1 protein-coding gene is annotated in these 3661 nt (G+C 51.4%); it reads left to right on the top strand.

The genetic code is table 11. The annotated features are described in order from the left end of the window. Positions 1-3327, top strand: a 3327-nt coding sequence (locus tag DYD21_RS20705) for a fibronectin type III domain-containing protein (protein ID WP_147303670.1), incomplete at its 5' end; no start/stop codon positions are given. Positions 3328-3661: the final 334 nt, after the last annotated feature.

Here is a 3661-nt window from a genome sequence, read left to right as displayed (position 1 = left end):
AACGAGGAAGCCCCGGATCCCTTGCCGGCTCCTACTCTTCAATCCCCTTCAAATGGCAGCAATAATATTTCTCTAACTCCCGATTTTGAGTGGAGCAACCTGGACGCAGACCATTACATCCTGGAGGTTAATGGTGGTAACCCATCTAAAGTGACAGTAAACCAAGGTAACAGCATCACCTATCCTGGAATACTAGAGTATGAAACGACCTATAGCTGGAGAGTACGGGGCGTAAAAGATGGTGTTGAAGGAGAGTGGAGTGCTTACAGGGAGTTTACAACGGAACAGGCAGAAGAGGTCATAACGATTGCTTCACCGGTACCTGCATCACCGGAGAACAGAGGAACGGTTTCTACCTATACGCCTACATTTGAGTGGTCGCCCGTGGAGGGTGCAGAGTATTATGTACTCCATTCGAACAGGGTGGATCCTGCAGAAATGGTGGTGGTTGAGGATGTGTATGGAACCAGTTATACCGTGCCAAAACCTCTGGACCCCGGAACGGAGTTTCACTGGCGGGTTCATGCGGTTGTGGACGGAGAACAGGGCGAATGGAGCAGTGTCTGGACATTCCACACCGAAGAGATCGTCTCGTTAACCGCCCCGTTTGCGGTCTCCCCAGCTAATGAGCTGGAGAACAGCTCCACCACACCTTCTTTTGAGTGGGAGGCTGTGGAAGGTGCAGAGCACTATGTGCTGCATGCGAACCGGCTGAATCCGGCCGGTATGGTGATTGATCAAAAGGTCACCGGTACGTCATTCCAACCGGCCGATGCACTGGAATTTGAAACGGAGTACCAGTGGAAAGTCCGAGCCGTGCGCGGGGATGAGCGTGGGCCCTGGAGCAGTATCCGGTCATTTACTACCGAGATGGAGGAGGAAGTGGTGGAACAGCTTCCTGTACCGAAACAGGTGTCACCTGCGAATCATGCGGTGAATGTCAGCCTGAACCCCGTCTTTGAATGGACGGCGTCTGAAGGGGCGGATGCTCATCAGCTGACGGTCATTCGCAGCTCCGACGGTGAGACTAAGATTGATGTGGAAATTCCCGGAACTCGATATACGTTCAGTAACTCTCTGGAACCGGAAGAGCAGTATACCTGGCGGGTGCGTGCCTTGCAGGAAGACAGACAGAGCAACTGGAGTGAAGAGCGCACTTTTGTAACTGAACCGGCCAAAGAGGAGATTGTACAGCTTGATATTCCGGAGAAAATTTTGCCAGCGAAAGATGAGGAGAACAGCAGCATCACCCCAACCTTTGAGTGGAGTGCTGTAGATGGGGCTGATTATTACCTTATTTATTCCGTGAGCCTGAATCCAGGTACCGTGATTGCCGACTCTACATTGCAGATTACCGGCACAACGTTCACTCCTGATCAACCGCTTGAGGAAGGAAAAGGGTATGAGTGGCAGGTGCGTGCAGTAAACGGATCGTCACAAAGTGAGTGGAGTGAAGCGTGGACGTTCCGGACCGCGGAAGCCGAAGAGCAGGTTGTACAGCTTCCCGCCCCTAAACCAATCTCACCGGCAAACGGCGGTTTGGAAACCAGTCTTACACCGACGTTTGAATGGTCAGCCGTAGATGGGGCAGACTATTATGTGCTCCATTCCAACAGAACGAATCCTTCCCAAATGGTGGTGGTTGAGGATGTGTATGGAACGAGTTATACGGTGAAAGAACCTCTAGATCCTGAGACGGTACACCACTGGCGCGTGCATGCAGTGAAAGATGGCGAAAAGGGCGAATGGACAGACATCTGGGAATTCAGAACGAAAGTGGCTGAAGAGGATGAGAATGAAGAAGAACCGGAAGAGGTTGTCATTTTGCCTGCCCCGAAACTGGTCTCACCGATAAACGGATCGGCAGATAGCAGTCTGACTCCTGAGTTTGAGTGGACGGCCGTGGAAGAAGCAGACTCCTACATTCTGCACTTCGGCAGTACCGCTTCTTCGGGATCCATCACCGATGTTACAGCTGACGAGACGACGTTTGCAGTGACCGACTCACTTGATGCCGGAACAGAATATTACTGGAAGGTACGGGCGGTGAAAGACGACAAAGAAGGCGAATGGAGCCGGATCTGGACTTTTGAAACTGCACATGAAGAAGAGGAGCCGGAAGAGATCGTCCTTCTGCCTGCCCCGAAAATGGTCTCACCGGTAAACGGATTAGCAGATAGCGGCCGTACACCAGAGTTTACATGGGAAGCAGTGGAAAATGCGGACTCCTATATACTGCACTTCGGCAGTACCGCAACTCCGGGATCTATTACCGATGTAACGGTTGAAGGGACGACGTTTACAGTGACGGATTCACTCGATGCAGGATCGGAGTATTCCTGGAAGGTCCGGGCTGTGAATGATGGCAATGAGGGCGAATGGAGTAAAATCTGGACATTCGAAACCGCTAAAACAGAAGAACCACCGGTAGTTCTCTCGGTACCCAAACTGATTGGCCCGGCCAATAACAGCGGTCAGTCCGGCCATGCGGTTACATTCAGCTGGGAAGCGGTTGAACATGCAGAGGCGTACCTTCTTCATTATGGCAGTCTTGGAAAGGAGTCAGTTACAGTGGATGTACTGGTGGGGGGAACGGAGTTAACGCTCTCCGATACGCTGCAACCAAAAACCGACTATTATTGGAAAGTACGGGCAGTAAATGGGGATACCGATGGGGAGTGGAGCGATATCTGGTCATTTGCCACTGAAAAAGAGAAGAATAATGGCAGACCTGTGGTGAAAATACCTGCACCCGCCCAGGTGGCTCCTGCGAGGGATGCTGAAGAGAGCTCTTTTTCAACCACTTTTGAATGGGATGAAGTGGAGGGCGCCGACTACTATATTCTGCACTCCGTTCGCCTGAACCCGGCAGAACTGGTAATTGAAGAGAAAGTGACCGGCACGAGTTTTATTCCCGAAGAACCGCTGGAGCCGGAGTCCGTTTATCACTGGATGGTGCGTGCGGTGACCGATAGTACGGAGAGCATGTGGAGTGAAATATGGACATTCACCACGGCTGCAGACGAAGATCTGACGACCAGCTTTGATGAAGATGAGCGTCCGCTGGAGACCGGATTATCTCAAAACTACCCTAATCCGTTTAATCCATCTACGCAGATAGAGTTTACGCTTTCGGAGATCACAAATGTCTCACTCAGGGTGTATGATCTGGCCGGAAGGCAGGTAGCTGTTCTGGCTGAGGGTGTACGGCAATCGGGCAGCCACACCATCACGTTCCGAGCTGACCACCTATCGAGCGGGGTCTACTTCTACCGCTTTGTCACAGACAAACAGAGCTTCACGAAAAAGATGACGCTGATTAAGTAAATCAGCTTCACATATCGAAAAGAGTTAAAAACAGAAACGGGCCGGAAGGCCCGTTTCTGTTTGTATTTCCATTTACTGACTCTCAGTGGAAAGATTTGTGATTAAACGATATCTGAGTCATGAACCAGATCTCGCTTGTGCGGAGTGTTGAACTGTTGAGTATTCGCCCCGATGAGTCGGGACCAGAAATGCACCGGCTGCGCGAAGTTTAGGGTTCGCCCCGGTGGGTAGGGGCCAGAAATGGTTGGCTGAGCGAACGTATAGGCATGGAAATGTCTTGATTCGTTGATAGTTGGTGAAAATGCCAAACAACCCGCGGATGCGGGTGAATCAT

The sequence above is a fragment of the Rhodohalobacter sp. SW132 genome (assembly GCF_003390325.1).
In the GTDB taxonomy this organism is placed as follows: domain Bacteria; phylum Bacteroidota; class Rhodothermia; order Balneolales; family Balneolaceae; genus SW132.
This window is presented reverse-complemented; position numbering and strand designations above follow the sequence as displayed.